Below are 16817 nucleotides of genomic sequence, written 5' to 3'. Positions count from 1 at the left end.
CACTTCTGCAGACTTAGCTTATGTAAATAGCAATAAGAGGGGCAGTAAAAATGAAACTGTCCATACGGTCGAGCACTCCCCCATGGCCAGGTATCATATTTCCACTATCTTTAACACCGTAAGCTCTTTTAACAAGCGACTCAGTGAAATCGCCAAGTTGCGCTAGAATAGCAATTGCAAGGCCAATGATTGGAGAATAAAAAATTGAAAATAGACCAAAAAATATTGATCCAAAAATTGTGCACACTACTCCAGCTAAAATCGCACCAAGAAGTCCTGTCCAAGTTTTTCCAGGGCTAAGAATTGGGCAAATTTTAGCTCCACCAAAATTCTTACCAAATAGGTAGGCAGTAACGTCAATTCCCCAAATGGTTAAGACGAACCATACTAATGCGTATTTTCCCTGTGGTAGATTATATAAATATATTAATGAGGCGCTTGGTAGTGCAATCAATAATAATGCAAAAACGTATAAAATTTTATTTCCTTGGGTTAGATTATACCATTCAAAAGAAGATAAAACTGCTATTGAAAAAATCAATAGGTAAAACGATAAATCACTGAAATATGTAGCAAAGGAAAATATGAATAATATTACTATTGAGGACAACATTCTAATTATAAAATTATTATCTACCATATTTTTTCTCTCTTTTTGTATAATCTTCTAATGCTTTACTCAAATCTTGACAAGAAAAATCAGGCCATAAAGTATCACAAAAATACAATTCAGCATAAGCTGCTTGCCATAATAAAAAGTTGCTTAACCTTTTTTCGCCGCCAGTGCGAATTAATAAATCCAATTTTGGCAAATCTTTAGTATACAGAAATTTTTCAAATTCCTCTTCTGATACATAAGCAATATTTTCTTTTATAATATTGCTTATAGCTTGTGTAATTTCTTGCTTTGCTCCGTAACTGACTGCCACAGTGAGTAATAAACCATCGTTCTTATGTGTCATTTCTTCTGCTTTTTTAATTTGATCCAATATTTTACTGGATAACAGACTTAAATTGCCAATAAAATTCAACTTAATGTTACAGTTGCAAATGAAATTGACTTTATCTTCATTAGTTAAAACGGAGTAAAATAAATCAAATAGACAGTCAGTTTCGTTTTTGGGTCTAAGCCAATTCTCCATAGAGAATGCATACAAAGTTAAGTAGGGTATGGTTAGGTCCGTACAATACTTGGCAATATCGTATGCAACTTCACTGCCCTTTTTATAACCATCAATTTTTACCTTTCCTTGATTGTTCGCCCATCTACCATTACCATCCATAATAATTGCTAAATGTTTCGGTAAAGATTCTTGATTCAACATTTAAATTTAACCTAATTTTGACTTGAGTGAAATTTTTTGGATTTCAATGGACACCTGGAAGGTGTCAGCTACTTGCATGACAGGAAGAGAGTTACTGTAGTGACACCAATAGTTGATACTTGAATGCAAAATTGGTGTCATCCCAGTGCTCCGACACTGGGATCCAGGAAATTTGATTTCAAACAAGTGCATCAGATAGTTGTATAGTAAAGACTGGATTCCAGTGTCAAGCACTGGAATGACATCATTTGCTATGTAAGCTTTCTCCATATCATTTAGTGATTCAGTATATCCTTTTCTTTGATGGACAATTCACCATCAATTTTTTTTATATTATTATCAGTAATATTTTGTATTTCCTTTTTAGCACCATGAAAATCATCTTCTGAGATTTCTTTATTTTCCTTCATTTTTTCTGTTTCTTCCATAATATCTCTACGTATATTTCTAATGGCAATCCGTGCATTTTCAGCAAACTGATGCAATAATTTCACTAATTTTTCACGGGTTTCTTGTGTTAAGTCCGGAAGAGCTATACGTATGGTATTGCCCTCAACAACAGGATTTAAATTCAAGTTGGCATTTAATATAGCATTTTTCACTTCACCGACAACATTAATATCCCAAATTTTAATTGATAGAGTTTTGTTATCTATAACCGAAACACCTGCAACCTGATTTAACTTTTGATGTCCACCATAGATATTTACAACTATACCATCAAGCAACGATGCGCTAGCTCTACCAGTGCGTACGCCTTTAATATCATCATGAAAGGACTGAATAGTTTTTAGCATTCTTTCTTTTGTTTTAGCTTTTATTTCATTTAACATAAATTACCTAATGTTTACAATCTGAAACTATAGTATAAGTACCTTGACCCTTAATAATATTGACTATTTTTTCTCCCTTCAAAGAAAAAACTATAATTGGAATAGAATTCTCACGAGCAAGTGAAATTGCTGATGCATCCATAACTTTTAAATCACGAGTCAATAAATCCGTGTAAGAAAGCCTATCATACATTACAGCATCCTCATTTTTTTTCGGATCAGCGGAGTATACACCATTTACTTGCGTACCCTTTAGAATAACATCACAATTCATTTCAACAGCACGTAAGGCTGCAGCTGTATCTGTAGTAAAAAATGGGTTGCCTGTGCCTGCTGCAAAAATTACCACTCTACCTTTTTCTAAATGACGAATAGCTTTCCTTCTTATGTAAGGTTCACATACAGTGGCCATGGGTATTGCAGATAATACCCTAGAAGCTATTAAATTTTTTTCTAAAAAGTTTTGTAAAATTAAAGCATTGATTATAGTTGCAAGCATTCCAATATAATCACTACTTGCTCTTTCACAGCCACTTAAAGACGCAGATGTGCCACGAAAGATATTACCACCACCAACAACAATACATACCTGAACTCCAAGCCTGTTAATATCAGCTATATCTTTGCATAATTGGCTTATTATTCCCATATCATAGCCAAAAGACTGTGACCCCATTAAAGCTTCACCAGAGATTTTAAATAACACTCTGGAATATTTTATTTCGCTTTTTTCATTTGTTGAGGGAAACATTTTTTACCATTTAGTTTGCACCACCCAAAACAAGTAACTTGTAATTAGATAATTTAATAGCACTCACCTCGCTTGACTTTATAAAATCAGAAACTTTCATTTTATCATCCTTTATGAACTTTTGCTCTAGTAAAACAACTTCTTCATAGTACTTAGCCATTCGTCCATCTACTATTTTTTTTGCTACTTCTTCAGGTTTATTTAAGCCCCTCACTTGCTCTTCAATTATAGAACGTTCATTTTTCAACTTCATTTGATCTAAATCATCTATAGACAAAGCTTCAGGCTTCATAGCAACTACATGCATAGCTATTTGTTTCCCAATCTCTTGTAGCTTCGCCTTATCACCAGATGATTGCAATGCAATTAAAGCACCAATCTTACCTAAGCCACACACATCACCATGTACGTAGCCAGCAATAACTCCATCCTTAGCTTCTAAGTAACAAAGCTTGCTTAACTCTAGCTTCTCACCAAGAACTGACGTACCATTCATAATAGCTTCCTGCACTGTGCCAATGCTTTCATACTTGGCATTTTTTAACTCATCAACGCTAGTACAGCGTTCTTGATGAGCAATTGATGCTAAATTTGAAACTAACTCTATAAATTTCTCATTCCTTGCAACAAAATCTGTTTCGCAATTGAGTTCAACCAATGCACCATAATTTTCAGTCAAACACATAACAACGAGTCCATCTGAAGCTACTCTATCAGATTTTTTGTCAGCTTTAGCAAGACCTATTGTACGTAACTTATCAACGGCTTTCTTAATGTCACCATCACATTCTTCTAATGCTTTTTTACAGTCACTTAAGCCAAGCCCTGTTCTATCACGTAATTCTCTTATATCATCTGGATTCATCTTCATTTGTTACTACCTCCCTTTCTTCTTCTTTGTAAACTTTACTACGTCTCTTTTTAGTTTGCACAATACCGTCTTCTTTTTCTTGAATAAACTCATCACCCCTTATATCATCAATCTTAACTCCAGATTTTGCTAGACTAGACTCTATTCCAGCTAATATAGAGTCGGTAGCTAATTTACAATAGAGCTCTATTGATTTTCTTGAGTCATCATTTCCAGGTATTAGATAAGTAATACCATCTGGATCAGAATTAGTATCAAGTATTGCAACTATTGGAATTCCTAACTTCTTAGCCTCCTTAACCGCTATATGCTCTTTATTAGTATCAATGATGAATAAGATATCAGGAATTGCTCCCATTTCTCTAATACCGCCAAGCGCCTTATCAAGCTTTTGCTTTTTCTTTTCAATGTTTCCCAATTCTTTCTTTGTTAAAATGCTATCCTCGTCATTTAATATTTTCTCATATTGCATCAAGGTTTTTATCGAAGAAGAAACAGTGCCCCAATTAGTAAGCATACCACCAAGCCAACGATGATTCACATAATATTGACCACAACGAATCGCTTCACTTGCAATAATATCAAAAGCTTGAAACTTTGTACCAACAAATAGAATGCGACCACCTTGAAATGCAACGTCATATAAAGCCTTCATGGCCACCTGTAGCAATGGTAATGTTTTTCGCAAGTCAATTATATGTATACGATTTTCTTGATGTACCCCATATATATATGGAGCCATTTTTGCGTTCCAGCGACTAATTTTGTGACCAAAATGTACACCAGATTCAGCTAAATCACGCACAGTGACTTTAGGCAAATTTGTCATATATCATTCCTCCAAATAGTTTATCTTCCATGGCATAACCCTAATGGGACTACTTGTACAAGCCATGTGTGAAATTAAATTATTTACATAGTAATAGAAAAGACAGCAAAGCGCAAACAAAAAATATTGACAAAGGGCAACATGTTTATTAGCTTTAAAGTTGAAGCCCGAAAACGCTAAAAAGAAATTAGGGGGGTGTAGCTCAGTTGGTTAGAGCGCATGCCTGTCACGCATGAGGTCGTGAGTTCAAGTCTCATCACTCCCGCCATATTAGTTTTAGCATAACTTAGAATTCGCAACCGATATTGAGAAATGCTTCCACCAAACTTGACATGGCATGGTATTGTAATTAATACTTAAATAGGTTTGTTTTTATCATTAACAATTAGGATTAAATATGCTCATTTCTGAAGTTTTTGCAGCAGATGCAACTAGCAATACATCAAGTATCGGCGCATCTTTTGCTAGTTTTACTCCATTGATTTTAATATTTGTGGTATTTTATTTTCTCATTATTCGCCCACAACAAAAAAAACTAAAAGAACATAGAAAGATGATAGATCAAATAAAACGTGGTGATACAGTCATTACTTCTGGTGGAATAATAGGTGAAGTTAATAAAGTTGATGAGGCAAATGCACAATTTATAATAGAAATAGCACCAAAAGTTGAGATAAAAGTTCTAAAGTCCGCTATATCTGAGGTTTTAAGCAAAGAAACTCAAAAAGTAGCAGCTAAACCAATTAAAAAGGTAAAATCGAAAGAATGATAAAAAGAATATAAATCAACCAGTAATAAAGGCAAAAATGCTTAACATGTTTAGAAAAAAGTTTGTTTGGTGATCCATTTGTGTGCGGAATATTTGGTGTAGTAAGTAGCGGTGATTCAGTAATACCAACCTTACTAACTGGGTTACAAAAATTGGAATATAGGGGATATGATTCCTCAGGTATAGCAATCATAAATAACGAAGGTAAGATAGAAGTCAAAAAATCAGAAGGTAAAGTCGAAAGGTTATGTGAAGTTGTTGATGACAGCAAGATGTCTCACAGTACAGTTGGTATAGCACATACTCGCTGGGCTACACATGGAGTTCCAGGCCTTAAAAATGCTCATCCCATTCGTACAAATAATGTTGTTGTTGCTCATAACGGCATAATTGAGAATTACAATCTGCTAAAAAAGGGTCTAGAAGAAAGGGGAATGCCATTCCATACTGACACTGACACAGAGATCATACCAAACATGCTAACCTTATATCTTGATGAAGGATTGTCGCCAGTTGATTCTCTATTTAAGTGTTTAAACAACCTACACGGCTCATTTGCCTTGGTCTTATTATTTGCAGAATATCCAGACGCCTTATTTGTTGCGAAGAGAAATTTGCCTTTAGCAATAGGCTATAACTGTAACACAGTGTTTGCTGCATCTGACTCTAATGCTTTAAGTGCATTTGTGGAAAAAATATCGCATTTGGAAGATGATGACATTGCAGTGATAAAATCTAGTGGAGTTAGTATATACAACAATGGTACACAAGTTAAACGCAGTATAGAAAATAGTAGTCCAAGTGATTTTCTAATTAGCAAAAATGGTTACCCTAGCTTCATGTTAAAAGAGATTTTTGAGCAACCTTGTGCATTAAACAAAACAATAAACCAATTTTACAAGCAATATAAAGAGGTCAACAAAAAATTATTCTCTGAACTGAATCACATTACTATAGTTGGATGCGGGTCATCTTATTTTGCTGGGCTAATAGCAAAGTATTGGCTGGAAAATGTCGCTCAAGTTCGAGTATATCTAGAAATCTCATCAGAATTTAGGTATAGCAACGTCAAGCTGGAAGAAGGCAGCATTGGGTTATTTATCTCTCAATCTGGCGAAACTGCAGATACCATAGAAGCGCTGCGTTATGCGAAATCACAGAAGCAAACAATCATAAGTATAACTAATACATTTAGCAGCAGCATTGAAAAGATCTCAGATATTGTGTTACATACTCTTGCTGGGCCAGAAATTGGTGTTGCTTCAACAAAAACCTTTTCTGCGCAACTTGCAACTTTAGCATGCTTTGCCGTGGAGCTTGGAAAAATAAAAGGTATACTGGGTGGAGAGAGAATAAAACAGCTAAGCAGTGCTATCAATTCTATTCCCGAGTATGTTGAGCACGTTTTGAATGTGATGAAAATACAACATATATCGGGCAGTATATTAGAACACAATAACGTTATTTTAATCGGCAGAGGAAGTTCATACGGAGTTGCAATGGAAGGCGCATTGAAAATAAAAGAGCTTTCATATATCAATACAACTGGTATTGCAGCGGGAGAAATGAAGCATGGTTCTATTGCTTTAATAGACTCTACTGTGCTTGTTATAGCAATTATCCCTTATGATGATTTATTCTTTAAAACGCTATCTAATATACAAGAGATTATTGCAAGAAAAGGCAAAGTAATTGCCTTCAGTGATAAACAAGGAGCGCCATTCCTAAGGGGAGTTTGCGCAGATGTGGTGCAACTTCCAGACACTGATAATTTTATCTCTCCAATCATCTACAGTGTTGCTATGCAATTCCTTGCTTACTTTACTGCAGCAAAAAAAGGGTTAGATGCAGATTGTCCAAGAAATTTAGCTAAGTCTGTCACGGTTGAGTAGTCCATTTAAAGTTAAAGCTAAACTTCTAATAAGGTAACCAGACTGCATTCTGTGATTTTTAGCAAAACACGATACACAATCGTCATTCCGCTACTAGTTAGCGGAATCTATGCCGAGATACCGCGGCGGTATGACGGTTCGCGGTGGTATGACGGTTAAGTAATTCGTCATCCCGCTGCTTGTTAGCGGGATCTAGAGATACCGCGGCGGTATGACGGTTCGCGGCGGCATAGCTATCTTCAAAAATATGGTTGAATAATTGTTAATAATAGTGTATAATTATTAATATTTTTAAGCACTTTGGCTATGGCTTTATCTAAGTTTCTCGACCCTAAGCTGGATTTAACCTTTAAAAGAATCTTTGGCACTGAAAAAAATAAGAATATTCTCATACATTTTTTGAATGATATTTTAGGGTTTACTGAGATAAATACTATACAAGAAGTGGAATTCCTCAGTACTATAATGGATCCTGAAATTGCATCTGATAAACAAAGTATAGTTGATGTTCTTTGCAGGGATTCTAGTGGGGCCAGGTATGTGATTGAAATGCAGCTTACTCGCGATAAAGGCTTCGAAAAACGAGCTCAACTATATGCTGCTAAGGCTTACTCAAGGCAAGCTGATAAATCTGGTAAGTACATTGATTTAAAGAAGGTTTTCTTTATTGCTATCTCTAATTGTAATTTATTTCCTGATAAGCTTGATTATATATCCAGCCACACTATAAGAGACGAGAAAACCAATGAGCATGACTTAAAAGATTTTCAATTTGTATTTATTGAACTACCTAAATTTCCTAAGAATAAGGAAGAACAGCTAGAAAGCATAGTGGATCGTTGGTTATTTTTCTTCAAATATGCAGATGAAACTACGGAAGAAGACTTAAGGAAAATAGCAGAAAAAGCACCAATAATAAAGTTAGCCTACGATGAATTAGACAGGTTTAGCTGGAATGAAAAAGATTTAGTAGCTTACGAAGAAAGAATAATGGATCTACGGAAAGAAGAAGCCATTCTTGAATACAGACTTGATCTTGCTACTGAAAAAGGCATCCAAATTGGCGAAGAAAGAGGCATCAAAATCGGTAAAGAGGAAGGGAAAATTGAAGGAAAAATCGAAGGAAAAATCGAAGTCGCAAAAGCAATGCTGGCTAACAATGTTGATGTCAACACTATTGTCAAATTTACTGGCCTTTCTATTAGTGAGATTGAAGAATTAAGTGTGAACGGTTACTAATTAAGAACTTTAATTATCAATCATAAATCACTGAATTTCGCTAGTAAATTTGTTGCCATTGTCCATATTGCACAATTGTATATAAGATATAGTATAACAATAGTGTCCGTTCAGCTAATACCAATTCCCACTGCACAATAAACGGATAGATAACAATGGAAAAAAAGCCATACTATTGCCTTTCTTTCTCACTCCACAATTAAATAACTCTACAATATCGCTTATTTGATTCACTAATAATGAGAATTGGTATAACTTTGCTATTTTTCTCTCTAGATTCTTGCAAAGTTCTACAAGATTAACCACATTACCTCACGGTTTCTCTATGATTATTTTTTTAGATTACTTGTTTACCTTATTTGCCGTTCTCCTGAACGAATATACATAAGCTATAAAAACTATCTAATAGCTACCCAAAACCCTTATTTCCCACTCAAGTTCAACATTAAATTTATCCTTTACTGCATCTTTTACTTTGTTGCCAAGGTTTTCCAAGTCAGATGCAGTTGCATTATCGTAATTGAGCAAGAAGTTACAGTGTTTCTTAGAGATTCTAGCTCCACCAATATTTAACCCTAGGCAGCCAGATTTATCAATTAACTCCCATGCTCGGTAGTTTTTTGGATTTTTGAATATGCACCCAGCAGTTTTTCCTCTTATTGGCTGGCTTTTATTTTTCCTCTCAATAACTTCCTTTAACCTTTGCAGTATAAGCTCATACTCTGAGTTTATTCCTTTAAACTCAGCTTCAACAAAAATCCAATTTCCTTTTAGGCTATGTCCACGGTAAAAATACCCCATTTCTTCGCTGGAGAACTCATATAGGTTTCCATCCTCTAGATTCACTGCTTTTATGGATTGTACAACACTTGCGATATCACTACCATATGCACCTGCATTCATTTCTATTCCGCCACCAACTGTTCCTGGAATTCCAACTAGAAACTCCAACCCACTAATCTGCTGATTTCCCGCAAAGTGAGCAAGGTTGCTGAGCAGCACAGCTCCCCCAGCTACAATAGAGTTGTTACCCTTACTTTTAATATATGCAAACTCCTTACCTAATTTTACTGTTATTCCTCGAATGCCACTATCTCGCACTATTATGTTGGATGTTGCACCAATAACGCTAACTGGCAGTTCAGTATTTTTAATCAAGTATGTTAAATCTTCAATATCACATGGTTTAAATAATACATCAGCTCGTCCACCAACATTTAACCACGTCGCTTTAGACATTAAGACATCATAACGATAGATTCCACGTACTTTAGGTAAGCTTATAAGCATTTTGATTTCAACTCTAATCCTGCATCCATACCCATTTTCTCCGCATCTTCTATAAATGAAGTGCGCTCAGTGAAGTATATATTTTTTCCACTTGCTAACATACAACGAAGGTGTAGCATATTTTCGCTCACATATTCAGCCAAAGCTGCAAGTGGTGTAAAACATGAACCATTCACTGTCTTCATAAAACTGCGCTCTGATTTCACTCCTATAAAAGACATATTATTATTAATTTTCTCTAAAAGATTGATAATTTTTACATCATTCCTTCTACATTGAATACAAACCGCCCCCTGCCCCACTGCACTTAACATAACTTTTGGTGGCAATACCTCTGTAATCAAGTGATGTTTTTCTAATCTTATGAGTCCTGCTTCAGCTAGAATTATTCCATCAAAACTTTGATTTTGCAATCTGGTTGTTACATTTCCACGTAGCGGTACTATATTTAAATCTGGTCTAACATTTAATAACTGAACTTTTCTTCTTATTGAAGAAGTGGCAATAGTAGCCTGCTGTGGCAAAGACTCAAGGCTATTGTGTTTATGAGAAATAAACGCATCGCATGAACTTAGCCTTTCTAAAACACAAGGAATTGTTAAACCCCCTGAGAAAAACGCAGGCATATCTTTTAGCGAATGAACTGCCATGTCTATATTATTTTCGAGCAATTCAGTCTCAATTTCTTTAATGAATAATCCTTTGCCTCCTATTTCAGCAAGATTTGCGTTTGCATACTTATCTCCAGAAGTTTTTATTTTAACAATTTCAATAGATAAGTTAGGAAAAGAATCCAGCAACTTTTGTTTTGCTTCCAAAGCCTGGGCAACTGCAAGCTTGCTTCCTCTGGTACCTATTTTGACTGGCATGTGTACGACTGTTTGAATACCAAACCTTAACCTAATTAATTATTTAAACACTTTGGTAGCGTGTATCGCATGAACCTCGGTTACCCTCTCTCTGATGTCATTCAAGTACTTGGATCCAGTTTATATGAGCCTTTGCATTTATTGTACTTTAACTTAAAACCAAAAGCAACTTTGACTTTACAAAATAATAGCCTTTTACATGCATAAATAAGCTTACTGGATTCTAGTACTTGCATGACAAGGTATAAACCTTATCGTCATACCGCCGCGAACCGTCATACCGCGATTCATTCGCGGTATCTCTAGATCCCGCTAACACGTAGCGGGATGACGAGGTTATCGTCATGCTGTCGCGAACCGTCATACCGCGATTCATTCGCGGTATCTCAGCCGCTAACAAGAGATCCCGCTAACAAGCAGCGGGATGACGAGCTTATCGTCACGCCGCCGCATACCGTCATACCGCGATTCATTCGCGGTATCTCTTAGCCGCTAACAAGTAGCGGGATGACGATTGTCGTTTAGCCATAAATATTAAGAAATTTACCAAACGAAAAAAAAAGCAAAAGAAGCCCCGTGGTTGGCTAATTACTTACATTATACTTTCAAGTATGGCGTTTTTTTATTCTAAACACTTAATAACCGCGATTCAGCTGCTTTTAAACCGCAACTAATCTAAATTATAAACATTAAGAAATTTACTAAACAGAAAAAAAGGCAAAAGAAACCCTAGGGTAGCTAGTTATTCACTATCCATTTTTTAAGTTGGCGTTTTTTTATGTTTTAAACGCTTTATAAGCATATTTCAGCTTGTGTAGGTAAAAACCCAGAAATTTGATAAAGACATAGAGTGCACATAGTGCAAAAAATTAAACATGAGACGCCAGATACGTGAGTTTTTTTGTCATTTAATCTGTACAGAGAAGATAAATAAATAGCTTCAGTTTCATGATAAGGGGGCTGGCGGAGTTTGTCAAGGAATTTTTATGGCTGCGCTGGAATGACATTTGGGAGTTGTGGTCCACTTCTAAATGATAAGAGCCTCAATGAATTTATTAGTTTATTACATGTCTCTTTTCATGTATAAATCTATAGAAAGTTTTATACGGAAGTTGTTTTATGAGCAAAATTATAGAAATCAGAGCACCAAAAACTCTTGGTGGTGAATCAGTTACAGAAGGTATAGTAAAAATAAAGAAGGGTATTGGAGAAGCAGTAAAAGTAGATGACTTGATCTTTGAAATTGAAACTGACAAAACAGCACTCGAATTAACTGCAGAAGCTTCGGGGCAAATAACTGAATTTCTTGTAAAGGAAGATGATGTAATAAGCCCTGATCAATTGTTAGCGAAGCTTTCCGTGGGAGAAGTAAAAGAGGAAGCGAGAAAAGAAGATAAAAGCGAAAGTGCTGCTAAAAAAGATGCTCCATCAGCTCGTAAAATTATGGAAGAAAATGCAATCAGTGCAGAAAGCGTCAAAGGAACTGGCATGGGAGGCAGAATAACAAAAGCAGATGTGATAGGCCATATGAACAAAGCTGAACAACCTGCAATAAAACAATATGAATTGCCAAAAAGTGTAGTAAGTGGAGAGCAAAGAGAGGAACGAGTAAAAATGAGCAAAATAAGACAAGTAATTGCCGCTCGTTTGAAAGCATCGCAAAATACTGCTGCAATACTGACCACGTTCAATGAAATTGACATGAAGAATGTCATGGATCTAAGAGCAAAATATAAGGACGCCTTTGAAAAAAAATATGGAATAAAACTTGGTTTTATGTCGTTTTTTATAAAGGCAGCGGTGCAAGCATTGAAAGAAATTGCTGAAATTAACGCTGAAATCTCAGGCGATGAAATCATATATAAACATTACTATGACGTAGGTGTTGCTGTTGGCACCGATAAAGGTCTTGTTGTACCAGTTATTCGGGGTGCCGATCAGATGTCATTTGCAGAAATTGAGTTGACTTTAGTTGCTCTTGGCAAAAAAGCACGAGAAGGTAAATTACAAGTATCAGAAATGGAAGGTGCAACATTTACCATTTCAAATGGCGGAGTATATGGTTCGCTCCTTTCTACTCCGATAATAAACCCTCCGCAATCTGGAATACTTGGAATGCATTCAATACAAAACAGGCCAGTTGCCATGGGCAACTCAATTGAGATTAGACCTATGATGTACATTGCCCTCTCTTACGATCACAGAATAGTTGACGGCAAAGGAGCAGTTACTTTCCTCGTTAAAATAAAAAATTATATAGAAGATCCAAATAGATTAGTTTTGGAAGTGTAGCTCAAATGAATTGTTGTTAATCCAGTATTGCTAAAAACCTAAATGTCATCTAGTTCTGCCAGCAGTTTAGCAACTTCCGGATGATCAGGGCCATAATGTTTCTTAAAGATGGATGAAGCCCGTGCAAACAACTCCTTTTGTTTCTTATGGTTACCTAGAGCACCATAAGCGGGGCCTAGAATTTCCCATAGTTCAACAACTTTAGAAGTAATCATGGACATGATGCTTCTCAAGAATAAATGAGGCCTGCTCAAGCAACTCCTTTGCTTTCTGAGGGTTACCTAAATCCCCATAGGTAATACTTAGGTTTGCCAATAGTTTAGCAACTTCAAGATGATCAGGACCGTAATGTTTCTCAAAAATAGGTAAAGCCCGTTCAAACAACTCTTTAGCTTTTTGAGAATCACCTAAGTCTCCATAAGTTCCGCCTAGGTTTTTTAGTATTATAGCAACTGTAAAATGGTTAGGCTCATAATGTTTCTCTTGAATTGCTAAAGCCCGTTCAAGCAACTCTTTTGCTTTCTGAAGATTGCCTAAATCTCCATGAGCGTTACTTAGGTTTGTCAATGTGATAGCAACTTGGAAATGATCGGAGCCATAATGTTTCTCTTGAATTGCTAAAGCCTGTTCAAGTAACTCTTTTGCTTTCTGAGGATCACCTAAAGTCCTATAAGTGGTACCGAAGCTCACTAATGTTCTAGCAACTTCGAAATGATCAGGTCCATAATGTTTTTCTTGAATTGCTAAAGCCCGTTCAAGCAACTCTTTTGCTTTCCGAGAATTACCTAAATTCCCATAGGCATCACCTAGATTGGCCAATGCAATGGCAACCTGAAAATGATCAGAACCATAGTATTCTTCAAGAATAGGTAAAGCCTGTTCAAGCAACTCCTTTTGCCTACTAGGATTACCTGAATCCCCATAAGCATTACCTAGATTTGTCAGTGCAATGGCAACTTGAAAATGATCAGAGCCATAATGTTTTTCTTGAATTGCTAAAAGCCCGTCCAAGTAACTCTTTTGCTTTCTGAGAATCACCTAAAGCTCTATAAGAGGTACCTAGACCTACTAATGTGCTAGCAACTTGGGAATGATCAGGCTCATAATGTTTCTCTTGAATTGCTAAAGCCCGTTCAAGCAACTCCTTTTTTTCTTCATAGTTACCTAAATTCCCATAAATGATACCGAGGTTTGTCAATATAACAGCAACTTGGGAATGATCAGGCCCATAATGTTCCTCTTGAATTGCTAGAGCCCGTTCAAGTAACTCTTTTGCTTTCTGAGGGTTACCCAGACCCCCATAAGCGTTGCTTAGGTTTGTCAGTATAATAGCAACCTGGAAATGGTCAGAGCCATAATGTTTCTCAAGAATAGGTAAAGCCTGTTTAAGTAACTCCTTTTGTCTCCTATGATTACCCAGATCCCCATAAGCGATACCTAGATTTGCCAGCGCTATAGCAACTTGAAAATTATAAGGCCCATAATATTTCTTAAAGATAGATAAAGCCTGTTCAAGCAGCTCCTTTTGTCTTCTGGGATTACCCAAGTCATGGTATCCATCGTTCATCCATATTAACAAATACACAAGATAATCCTTTTCTATTGTTTGTTTTTCTGAAGGATTTTTTGCTAGCCAATTATCTATATGTGATAAAAACGCTTCTAAGTGCGGCAATAATTGTCGCTTCTTAGCATAATCTTCTAATTTATCACTGTCGTCAGGGAAGCTTTCTTTTAATAATTGAAAAACGGTTTTTATATCTTTTTTAATTTTTCCACTTTCCTTTGACTTTAGCCTAATTACATCTTGTACTAAACAGTGAATAGAAACACTACTACTCTGCTCATTGGACACTAGCATCGAATATCTCAATAATATACCTAATACTTCTTCAAAAGGTTTTTCTTCAGAATTGTTCTCTACAATCTCAGGAAATATTCTTAACAAATCTTTAGGAATATCATTGTCTAAATATGCACAAGCTACTAACAACTTGCTTGCTAGTTTAGACTCATTACGAATTGCGTCCATTGTAATATCCCAAGTAATAAACACAGGCTCATGGTTAGAATCCTTAGGTAGTGTTTTATGAGATAATAAATAAAGCTTCCTTTCTGCATAAATTTCTAAGTAACGTGAGATAGTCATTTTGTTTTCTTTGATGTAAGCGCAAGCCTGAGCTAATGCCAAAGGTAATCTACCTAACTTTTCTGCCAATATACCTATATTTGGCCTATCGCTTTCTGAAACCTGGCCTAGAATTTTCTTAACATATAATTCTGATTCTGGGGGAGTAAAAACGTCTACACCTATACTCCCTTGTGGCCATTCAGTATTACGAGACGTAACTATTATTTTGCCGCCTTTTGTAGGTCTGAGCTTAGAAATGACTTCATAATTTGATACATTATCATAAATCAACAACCAGCCTTCACGTTTAGAATCTTCTAGCCAGTTTTTCACATAATAAGCTCGCTGTGCAATAGAAATGTTGTCTTCATCGTGAATAATATTTAATTTTCTTCCTAAATTAACATATTCACTGAGTAGTTGATCTTCATCTTTTGCATTAAACCAACATATTGCCTTGTATTCTTTCCCATGTTTTTGAATAAAATCTAGCACTGACTGTGTTTTACCTACTCCACCTAACCCGTACAAAGCAGTTAATATAACTGGCTCATTTTTTGTCTTTAGATGATTTACTATTTCTTCATTGAGATATTCTCGTTCAATGAAATTTCCACTAGCTATTTTAGGTGGAATGTTCCACCGTTCAAATAGATCTTCTCTAGGTTTGAGACTATAAAGATGTTCTATAACTTCCCTAAAATAATCGTCTTTTCTTGTTAGATAAGAAACTTTGCTACCCTGTTGTGCCCACCATTTCCCTACCTTATCATATACACGGACAAAAACTGTATCAATATCTTCTTCCCCTGATATTTTGTATATATTCCCTATTTCTTTCTTAATAATATCATCTAATTTTGAATGATTAGGTTGATCAACTACAAACCTTATTCTAAGTAAAAAATCTTCTATTTCATCGTCACTACCACAACTGAAGTATTTTTTCAGTTCAGTATGATTTTTTATTTTGTAGCACGTTCCTTTTTGACCTTCATAAATATTTAAAGTGTTATCATTTGTTAACTTTGACTCTTCCAGATACTTCTCTAATGTTTCTACGCTTCCTTGCTTCTCTGTACCTTTTTTTAGGTTCACATTGACATTAGTATGAATGACAAGCGTAATATCACTGTTCTTACACTCAGGGTTTTGCTTAATCTCAGGATGAGATTCAAAATATTTGTTTAACCCGAAATCTTCTTTCTGTTGCTTTCTATCATTTCCATCAATAAACAAATCTTCAAAAGTAATATTCTTCGAAGAGCGATGTGTATTGCAGTGCTTAGCTTGAACCAAGATAATTCTCGATTTGTTCTTCTGATCTTTATACTCAAAAAAAATATCATCAAAGGCTCCAAAACCTTCTATGTTTGATGCTAACCAAAAGTCAATTTTACTACTTAACCCATGAAGTAGATACAGCATTAATAATTTTACTTCATACTTGCGACCATGATCACCTGTTGATGTGCCATCTCTCTTCTTAAATGTACGATTACTAAGTACTTCAGACTGTTTGTTTTCTACATTCATACCCTACTAAACCTACGAATAACTTCTTTCTATAAAAAATTAAAGTCACCAAGTGCCTAAGATAATGCAACAGATTCTTTAACATTGTAATAACAGTGCCGAACAGGGTCAATTTTGTTTGCTGTCTTAAGCATAAAGACTCCCCAAATCTAATATGTAATTGCTGTAGGCTGCATTTAGTAATATAATC

17 protein-coding genes and 1 tRNA gene are annotated in these 16817 nt (G+C 35.6%); 5 read left to right on the top strand and 13 right to left on the bottom strand.

Annotation, left to right across the window (positions count from 1 at the left end; genetic code table 11):
* Positions 1 to 13 precede the first annotated feature (13 nt).
* Genes ABWU29_RS04070 through rpsB form a run of 7 tightly spaced genes read right to left on the bottom strand, consistent with a single transcriptional unit; the run spans position 14 to position 4609 of the window.
* On the bottom strand, positions 14 to 640 hold the full coding sequence (locus ABWU29_RS04070; protein WP_015589049.1) for a phosphatidate cytidylyltransferase: 627 nt from the start codon (positions 638 to 640) through the stop codon (positions 14 to 16).
* A complete protein-coding gene (gene uppS, locus ABWU29_RS04065) occupies positions 630 to 1325 on the bottom strand; it encodes a polyprenyl diphosphate synthase (RefSeq protein ID WP_015589050.1) in 696 nt (231 codons plus the stop codon). The genes ABWU29_RS04070 and uppS overlap by 11 nt, the downstream gene beginning before the upstream one ends.
* A gap of 6 nt (positions 1326 to 1331) precedes the next feature.
* Positions 1332 to 1595 carry a hypothetical protein gene (locus tag ABWU29_RS06025; RefSeq protein WP_039964055.1) on the bottom strand — a complete coding sequence of 88 codons (264 nt, stop codon included), beginning with the start codon at positions 1593 to 1595 and terminating at the stop codon, positions 1332 to 1334.
* A 5-nt stretch (positions 1596 to 1600) separates the two neighbouring features.
* Positions 1601 to 2158: a ribosome recycling factor gene (gene frr / locus ABWU29_RS04050; protein WP_007549203.1), complete on the bottom strand. Its 558-nt coding sequence runs from the start codon at positions 2156 to 2158 to the stop codon at positions 1601 to 1603.
* 7 nt (positions 2159 to 2165) lie between these two features.
* Complete coding sequence (gene pyrH, locus ABWU29_RS04045; protein ID WP_015589052.1) at positions 2166 to 2909, bottom strand: UMP kinase; 744 nt, start codon at positions 2907 to 2909, stop codon at positions 2166 to 2168.
* 10 nt (positions 2910 to 2919) lie between these two features.
* On the bottom strand, positions 2920 to 3780 hold the full coding sequence (tsf, locus tag ABWU29_RS04040; RefSeq protein ID WP_015589053.1) for a translation elongation factor Ts: 861 nt from the start codon (positions 3778 to 3780) through the stop codon (positions 2920 to 2922).
* A complete protein-coding gene (rpsB, locus tag ABWU29_RS04035; RefSeq protein WP_015589054.1) occupies positions 3761 to 4609 on the bottom strand; it encodes a 30S ribosomal protein S2 in 849 nt (282 codons plus the stop codon). Before rpsB ends, tsf begins: the two co-directional genes overlap by 20 nt.
* A 191-nt stretch (positions 4610 to 4800) precedes the next feature.
* Here rpsB and ABWU29_RS04030 point away from each other — a divergent pair.
* The 4 genes from ABWU29_RS04030 (at position 4801) to ABWU29_RS04015 (ending at position 8509) form a co-directional block, all read left to right on the top strand.
* Positions 4801 to 4877, top strand: a tRNA-Asp gene (locus ABWU29_RS04030).
* 129 nt (positions 4878 to 5006) lie between these two features.
* Positions 5007 to 5378, top strand: coding sequence for a preprotein translocase subunit YajC (gene yajC / locus ABWU29_RS04025; protein ID WP_015589055.1), 372 nt, complete (start codon positions 5007 to 5009; stop codon positions 5376 to 5378).
* A gap of 80 nt (positions 5379 to 5458) precedes the next feature.
* Positions 5459 to 7270, top strand: a complete 1812-nt coding sequence (gene glmS, locus ABWU29_RS04020) for a glutamine--fructose-6-phosphate transaminase (isomerizing) (protein ID WP_141457364.1) — start codon at positions 5459 to 5461, stop codon at positions 7268 to 7270.
* 306 nt (positions 7271 to 7576) lie between these two features.
* Positions 7577 to 8509 carry an Rpn family recombination-promoting nuclease/putative transposase gene (locus tag ABWU29_RS04015; protein ID WP_141457147.1) on the top strand — a complete coding sequence of 311 codons (933 nt, stop codon included), beginning with the start codon at positions 7577 to 7579 and terminating at the stop codon, positions 8507 to 8509.
* 114 nt (positions 8510 to 8623) lie between these two features.
* On the opposite strand, the gene ABWU29_RS04010 is transcribed toward ABWU29_RS04015, so the two are convergent.
* The 3 genes from ABWU29_RS04010 to hemC form a co-directional block, all read right to left on the bottom strand.
* On the bottom strand, positions 8624 to 8815 hold the full coding sequence (locus ABWU29_RS04010) for a hypothetical protein (protein WP_070356842.1): 192 nt from the start codon (positions 8813 to 8815) through the stop codon (positions 8624 to 8626).
* 96 nt (positions 8816 to 8911) lie between these two features.
* A complete protein-coding gene (gene murB, locus ABWU29_RS04005; RefSeq protein ID WP_141457145.1) occupies positions 8912 to 9799 on the bottom strand; it encodes a UDP-N-acetylmuramate dehydrogenase in 888 nt (295 codons plus the stop codon).
* A complete protein-coding gene (gene hemC, locus ABWU29_RS04000) occupies positions 9790 to 10668 on the bottom strand; it encodes a hydroxymethylbilane synthase (protein WP_015589059.1) in 879 nt (292 codons plus the stop codon). The genes murB and hemC overlap by 10 nt, the downstream gene beginning before the upstream one ends.
* Positions 10669 to 11787: 1119 nt before the next feature.
* On the opposite strand from hemC, the gene odhB reads away from it, so the two are divergent.
* Positions 11788 to 12960 (top strand): 2-oxoglutarate dehydrogenase complex dihydrolipoyllysine-residue succinyltransferase, encoded by a 1173-nt coding sequence (gene odhB / locus ABWU29_RS03995; RefSeq protein ID WP_015589060.1) that lies wholly within the window; start codon positions 11788 to 11790, stop codon positions 12958 to 12960.
* A 38-nt stretch (positions 12961 to 12998) separates the two neighbouring features.
* Here the strand turns inward: odhB and ABWU29_RS03990 are convergent, their stop codons facing one another.
* The 3 genes from ABWU29_RS03990 to ABWU29_RS03980 are packed head-to-tail and all read right to left on the bottom strand — an operon-like array spanning position 12999 to position 16627.
* The gene (locus ABWU29_RS03990) at positions 12999 to 13175 is read right to left on the bottom strand and encodes a tetratricopeptide repeat protein (protein WP_141457140.1); all 177 of its coding nucleotides are present in this window, start codon (positions 13173 to 13175) and stop codon (positions 12999 to 13001) included.
* Positions 13162 to 13971, bottom strand: coding sequence for a tetratricopeptide repeat protein (locus ABWU29_RS03985; protein WP_353280167.1), 810 nt, complete (start codon positions 13969 to 13971; stop codon positions 13162 to 13164). Before ABWU29_RS03985 ends, ABWU29_RS03990 begins: the two co-directional genes overlap by 14 nt.
* Positions 13928 to 16627, bottom strand: coding sequence for a tetratricopeptide repeat protein (locus ABWU29_RS03980; protein ID WP_353280165.1), 2700 nt, complete (start codon positions 16625 to 16627; stop codon positions 13928 to 13930). Before ABWU29_RS03980 ends, ABWU29_RS03985 begins: the two co-directional genes overlap by 44 nt.
* Between the last annotated feature and the right edge of the window lie 190 nt (positions 16628 to 16817).

It is taken from the genome of Wolbachia endosymbiont (group A) of Phasia obesa (assembly GCF_964028125.1).
Taxonomy (GTDB): domain Bacteria; phylum Pseudomonadota; class Alphaproteobacteria; order Rickettsiales; family Anaplasmataceae; genus Wolbachia; species Wolbachia pipientis.
The sequence above is the reverse complement of the archived record's forward strand: the minus strand, read 5'-3'. Positions and strand labels throughout refer to the sequence as shown.

Coding starts and splice junctions, on each gene's coding strand:
- ABWU29_RS04070 (WP_015589049.1), bottom strand. CDS start 640: ATGGTAGATAATAATTTTATAATTAGAATGTTGTCCTCAATAGTAATA.
- uppS (WP_015589050.1), bottom strand. CDS start 1,325: ATGTTGAATCAAGAATCTTTACCGAAACATTTAGCAATTATTATGGAT.
- ABWU29_RS06025 (WP_039964055.1), bottom strand. CDS start 1,595: ATGGAGAAAGCTTACATAGCAAATGATGTCATTCCAGTGCTTGACACT.
- frr (WP_007549203.1), bottom strand. CDS start 2,158: ATGTTAAATGAAATAAAAGCTAAAACAAAAGAAAGAATGCTAAAAACT.
- pyrH (WP_015589052.1), bottom strand. CDS start 2,909: ATGTTTCCCTCAACAAATGAAAAAAGCGAAATAAAATATTCCAGAGTG.
- tsf (WP_015589053.1), bottom strand. CDS start 3,780: ATGAAGATGAATCCAGATGATATAAGAGAATTACGTGATAGAACAGGG.
- rpsB (WP_015589054.1), bottom strand. CDS start 4,609: ATGACAAATTTGCCTAAAGTCACTGTGCGTGATTTAGCTGAATCTGGT.
- yajC (WP_015589055.1), top strand. CDS start 5,007: ATGCTCATTTCTGAAGTTTTTGCAGCAGATGCAACTAGCAATACATCA.
- ABWU29_RS04015 (WP_141457147.1), top strand. CDS start 7,577: ATGGCTTTATCTAAGTTTCTCGACCCTAAGCTGGATTTAACCTTTAAA.
- murB (WP_141457145.1), bottom strand. CDS start 9,799: ATGCTTATAAGCTTACCTAAAGTACGTGGAATCTATCGTTATGATGTC.
- hemC (WP_015589059.1), bottom strand. CDS start 10,668: ATGCCAGTCAAAATAGGTACCAGAGGAAGCAAGCTTGCAGTTGCCCAG.
- odhB (WP_015589060.1), top strand. CDS start 11,788: ATGAGCAAAATTATAGAAATCAGAGCACCAAAAACTCTTGGTGGTGAA.
- ABWU29_RS03990 (WP_141457140.1), bottom strand. CDS start 13,175: ATGATTACTTCTAAAGTTGTTGAACTATGGGAAATTCTAGGCCCCGCT.
- ABWU29_RS03980 (WP_353280165.1), bottom strand. CDS start 16,627: ATGAATGTAGAAAACAAACAGTCTGAAGTACTTAGTAATCGTACATTT.